This is a genomic window from Actimicrobium sp. GrIS 1.19, assembly GCF_035984655.1.
Classification (GTDB): domain Bacteria; phylum Pseudomonadota; class Gammaproteobacteria; order Burkholderiales; family Burkholderiaceae_D; genus Actimicrobium.
On the sequence record NZ_JAXCHT010000063.1, the window covers coordinates 1 to 4,623 of the forward strand.

Consider the following 4,623-nt stretch of genomic DNA (forward strand, 5'->3'; position numbering starts at 1 on the left):
TACACTTATCCACAGCTGCTATTCAACAACGCAGCGCCCAGCCCTGGGTCAAATTTCGATCGGCACGGTGGATCAATATTGGGTCGGCGCGAACAGCAACGATCAAAGGCGACAACCTGAGCTGCGGCGAGGCGACGGCAGCGACCATCTGTTCGAGCGCGGCGCGGCGCGCCGCCTGCGTGGCCTGGCGCAGATCGGCGCCGTCCAACTCGAGCAGATCGTAGGCCACCAGCACCACCGGCAACTCGGCCAGCATTTTGGCGGACAGGGTTTTGCGGCCAATGCGTTTTTGCAGCTCGCCGAACGCGGTCGGCATCTCGCCCTGCCAAACCAGGATCTCGCCGTCAATGACGGCGCCGTCCGGCAGATTCACGTCGGCCAGTTCCGGAAAGCGTTCGGTAATGAGCTCTTCGCCGCGCGACCAGAGCCAGGTCTGGCCGTCACGCCGGACCAGCTGCGCGCGGATGCCGTCGTATTTCCATTCGACCTGCCACTGCTGGATATCGCCCAGCGATTGCGGCGCGGCCTGCAGCGGATGCGCAAGAAAAAAGGGATAAGGCTGACCGCCGCGCCGTGCCTGTTCATCCTCCGAGACCGGTGCAATCAACTGCTGAAACCGGCTTGCGTCGGGCCGGCTGCGTCCATCGGTCCAGCCGATCAGGCGCTGCGCGATCAACTTGCCGTCGAGACCGGCCACGCTGCCCAGCGCGCGCGTCACCAGCAGCCTGGAGACGCCGACCCGAAAGCCACCGCCGATCAGCTTGGTCAGCAGGAAGCGCTCGCGGGGATCGAGTTCATCCCAGTAATCAAGCAACGCGGCGCGGATGACCTCGGGCGCGGCCCCGCGCAGGGGCAGAATCCGCAGTTCCATCCACTGCGCCAGTCCGGTATCGCCGTGCCGCGACGGCGGCGGCAGAATATGGGCGATGGTTTCGGCAAGGTCGCCGACTGCGGCATAACATTCGTCGAACAGCCAGGTGTCGAGTCCGGCGGCCTCGGTGGCGTATTGGCGCAGCAGTTTGGTCGGCACCGCCTGGCGCGGCTTGCCGCCGGCCAGAAAGTACACGGCCCACGCCGCATTCTGTGGCGGCGCGCTCTGGAAATAGCTGATCAGCGCGGCCAGTTTGCGGGTGGTCGAAGTGGTGGCATCAAGCGCATCGAAAAGGCGGGCGAAGTCACGCATGCGCGGCGACCTCGGCGCCCTTGCCTTCGTCGGGTTCGGCGCCGTATTCGGTTTGAAACGCGCCCGCCTCCAGACCGTTTTGCTGCAGCCAGCGCACCATTACGCCGATCTGCCCGTGCGTGACGATGACGCGCCCGGCGCCGGTCGCCTTGATTGCCTGCATCAGCCCAGGCCAATCAGCATGATCCGACAGCACGAAGCCGCGGTCGACGCCACGCCGGCGGCGTGCGCCGCGCAGCAACATCCATCCGCTGGCGAAGGCGTCGCTGTAATCGCCGAAGCGCTTGATCCAGGTCGTCCCGCCGGCCGAAGGCGGCGCCAGCACCAACGCGGTGTTCAGCGTGGCCTTGTCGCTGATGTCAGTGACCAGACTGGTCGGCGGCAATGCCACACCGGCTTCGCGATACACCCGGTTGAGTGGTTCGGCGGCGCCGTGGCAGATGATCGGTCCAATGCTGGCGTCGACACCGTACAGGATGCGCTGCGCCTTGCCGAAGGCGTAGCAGTACAGCACGCTGGCGCGACCGGCTGCGGCGTTGGCACGCCACCATTGATTGATGTCATCGAAGATCTCGCGCTGTGGCTGCCAGCGATAGATCGGCATGCCAAAGGTGGACTCGGTAATGAAGGTGTCGCAGCGCACCGGCTCGAACGCCGCACAGGTTCCATCCGGCTCGACCTTGTAATCGCCCGAAGCCACCCAGACCTCACCCCGGTGCTCCAGCCTGACCTGCGCCGAGCCCAGCACATGGCCGGCCGGGTGCAGCGAGATCGCAACGCCGTTATGCACGATGCTTTCGCCATACTGCGCGGTTTGCAGATTGATCTCGCCGAGCCGCGCGCGCAGAATGCCGGCGCCGGGCGCGGCGGCCAGATAATGCCCGTGTCCGGTGCGCGAATGATCGGCGTGGCCGTGCGTGATCACCGCCCGCTCGACCGCCCGCCAGGGGTCGATGTAGAAGTTTCCTTGCGGGCAGTACAAGCCTTCGGGTCGTGCGATGATCAGATCAGCCATTACACACTTTCACGCAGGGTGAGTGATCAGTGGCGAGTCGATCCCGTTCAATTTCAGCATGGGTGTGAGGTGCCTGGGCAGCTTGGCGGACAATCGAGATTTCCCCGATAGGCTGGCAGCACAGCGCGCGCGTGTCGTGGCACGGTGCAGTCGATGGAACGAACCACGCATTGATGTCCGCCGTGCCAAATGATTTTGCATACCCTTCGGGGCGACTGCCCGGCACAGGGACTCGATTCGACAACGGGCACGGGATGCGCGAGCCTGCGCAGCCTGCCAATACTGTGTTCAGTTGCGTCGATTCCATGTCCGTACAATAACCCAACATCCGCATCTGCCGCTCGCACCCCACCGCCCCACCAAAAAAATAAACGGGCCAATTATCGGCTATCCGGCCAGCGTGCAAAACGTTCTTAAATACGTACGATTGCGCACATACATCCAGCCACGGTCACCCTATTGTCAGCTCTCGCGCTGGACAAAGCGCCAACTGTTTGGAGGGCAATATGCGTAATGTCATCAAGATTTTATGTCTCCCGGTGATACTGACCTGCGCCACGGCATTCGCCACCGACACGACCGTCGTACCGGCTGGCGGGACACCGCCGCCGCAGAATGCGGTCGGGAAAAATGTCGACAACTCGGGCATGAACGCCCGGGATAAGGACAATACGGCGCTCCCACAAAATCAAACCAATGTGAAATCCGACCGCAAGTTGCTGGCGGCGGTGCGGCGTTCGGTGGTCCATGACAAGACCCTGTCAACCTCAGCACACAACGTCAAGATCATGGTTGCAGGCGCAGCCGTTACCTTGCGTGGTCCGGTGAAAAACGCGGACGAAAAAGCAAAGATTGAAGCAATCGTGAAGCAGGTCGAAGGCGTCGCGAGCATTGATAACCAACTTGACGTTAAAGCCAATTAACCCCAGGAGCACATCATGAAAACAGCTGTTTATTGCATCGCCTCAGATTCCACCCACGCAGAGCAAATCGTGCAGTCGCTGAAAAACGCGAATTTTTCAAATAATGAAATTTCCGTTCTGTTTCCGGACAAGGGCGGCACCCGTGATTTCGCGCACGAACAGAACACCAAGTTGCCAGAAGGCGCTGCCACTGGCGGCGTTGCAGGCATGGGCGCCGGCGCCATTTTAGGCTGGCTGGCCGGGATAGGCACCCTCGCCATTCCCGGCGTCGGCCCGCTGATTGCAGCCGGTCCGATCATGGCCGCACTCGGCGGCGCAGCCATCGGCGGCGCTGCCGGCGGCATCGTCGGCGGCTTGGTGGGGATGGGCATTCCAGAGTACGAAGCCAAGCTGTACGAAGGCAAAATCCGTGGCGGTAACGTCTTGATTTCGGTGCATACGGAAAATAGCGACCAGGTCAGCGTCGCGAAAAAGATTTTCGAGGACGCCAAGGCAGAAGACATCAAATCGACGACGGAAGCTTCGACACCTTCCTGACGCCGTTGTCGCAACCGCTTTCCGGCACGAAGCTGTTGCCGGAAGGCTTATGTCGCAGACGATTTACCGCAACACAAGTCCGTATCGTCAGATTTTGCTGTGCCGAGGGAGATGGCGCTTTGGCCCCGCCGTACTGCCCTGTCTGGACGTGACTGCCGTGCGCGCGACATGCCGCTGCAGAATGCTGCACGACACGGCTCAGTCTGGTTTGGCAGTGACCGTACCAGCTTCAGCTCGTACGGCGAACACGCTGACATCGCGTCAGGGAAGTGCTTCTTAAACGCCTCAATATCGTGCGGGTTTTTCGATAGCCATGATTGGGCCAAGGCCATTCGCTCGATACACGGGAGTCGGAATGGATGTGCGTCCATCCAAACGGTGTTCATATAGTTTTTCACTTACCCTCCGAATTGCCGTTTGGTCGCGAAATAGCTTGGTTTAGTATGCGCCATTTGTTGTTGATCGCATACGTCTGCCATGGCCGAATTTTGCGCCTTTTCCAATGACAGTCGAGCGGTTCACCGACCCGATGGAAGGTGTGCCAGGTTCCAGTCTCCTCCTTTGGTATTGATGGAGCGATCGGGCATGCTGACTGCGCTGGCAGTACGCAGGCGGGCGTGATCTCCACGCACAACCTGTTGGCTGGACCACAGTGGTCGAGCTTGATGCGCCACTACGCTTGGCCAGATCCGCGATGTTCACGTCTAGCTGGGCCTCGTCGGTGCGAAGCCACTGCCCACCTCTTGGCGGTCGGTCTCGCAGGGGCGCGCGACGGGCGACCTGTTGTTGCGCGCTGTTTCGACCAGTATCATGGAGGCAACCCGCGAATGCGATATCGTTGCAAGATCCGGCGGTCATGAGTTCGCCATTGCTTTAGCCTGAATTTTGCATAAAAAAGGGCAAGAATGCCGTAAGTGATTGATAAAATGTAAGTTATCGAGAAACACACTCATCAACACAAACGC

The 4,623-nt window shown here is 60.8% G+C and carries 4 protein-coding genes and 1 pseudogene; 3 read left to right on the forward strand and 2 right to left on the reverse strand.

The window, feature by feature from the left end; all coding sequences use genetic code 11:
- Positions 1-88: 88 nt before the first annotated feature.
- Both RCH09_RS19335 and RCH09_RS19340 read right to left on the reverse strand, forming a co-directional pair.
- Positions 89-1,183, reverse strand: a pseudogene (locus tag RCH09_RS19335) (ATP-dependent DNA ligase); the annotation flags it as partial.
- Positions 1,176-2,198: a ligase-associated DNA damage response exonuclease gene (locus RCH09_RS19340; RefSeq protein WP_326942776.1), complete on the reverse strand. Its 1,023-nt coding sequence runs from the start codon at positions 2,196-2,198 to the stop codon at positions 1,176-1,178. The gene RCH09_RS19340 and the pseudogene RCH09_RS19335, both read right to left, overlap by 8 nt.
- Before the next feature lie 506 nt (positions 2,199-2,704).
- Between RCH09_RS19340 and RCH09_RS19345 the strand changes: the two genes are divergently transcribed.
- From RCH09_RS19345 to RCH09_RS19765, 3 genes are all read left to right on the forward strand, one after another.
- Positions 2,705-3,121, forward strand: coding sequence for a BON domain-containing protein (locus RCH09_RS19345; RefSeq protein ID WP_326942777.1), 417 nt, complete (start codon positions 2,705-2,707; stop codon positions 3,119-3,121).
- A 15-nt stretch (positions 3,122-3,136) separates the two neighbouring features.
- Complete coding sequence (locus RCH09_RS19350; protein WP_326942778.1) at positions 3,137-3,658, forward strand: hypothetical protein; 522 nt, start codon at positions 3,137-3,139, stop codon at positions 3,656-3,658.
- 732 nt (positions 3,659-4,390) lie between these two features.
- Complete coding sequence (locus tag RCH09_RS19765; protein ID WP_442785068.1) at positions 4,391-4,540, forward strand: diguanylate cyclase domain-containing protein; 150 nt, start codon at positions 4,391-4,393, stop codon at positions 4,538-4,540.
- The last annotated feature ends 83 nt before the right edge of the window (positions 4,541-4,623 follow it).

Bases quoted from the DNA above. Each gene is read 5' to 3' on its own strand.
- RCH09_RS19340 (WP_326942776.1), bottom strand. From the start codon at position 2,198: ATGGCTGATCTGATCATCGCACGACCCGAAGGCTTGTACTGCCCGCAA.
- RCH09_RS19345 (WP_326942777.1), top strand. From the start codon at position 2,705: ATGCGTAATGTCATCAAGATTTTATGTCTCCCGGTGATACTGACCTGC.
- RCH09_RS19350 (WP_326942778.1), top strand. From the start codon at position 3,137: ATGAAAACAGCTGTTTATTGCATCGCCTCAGATTCCACCCACGCAGAG.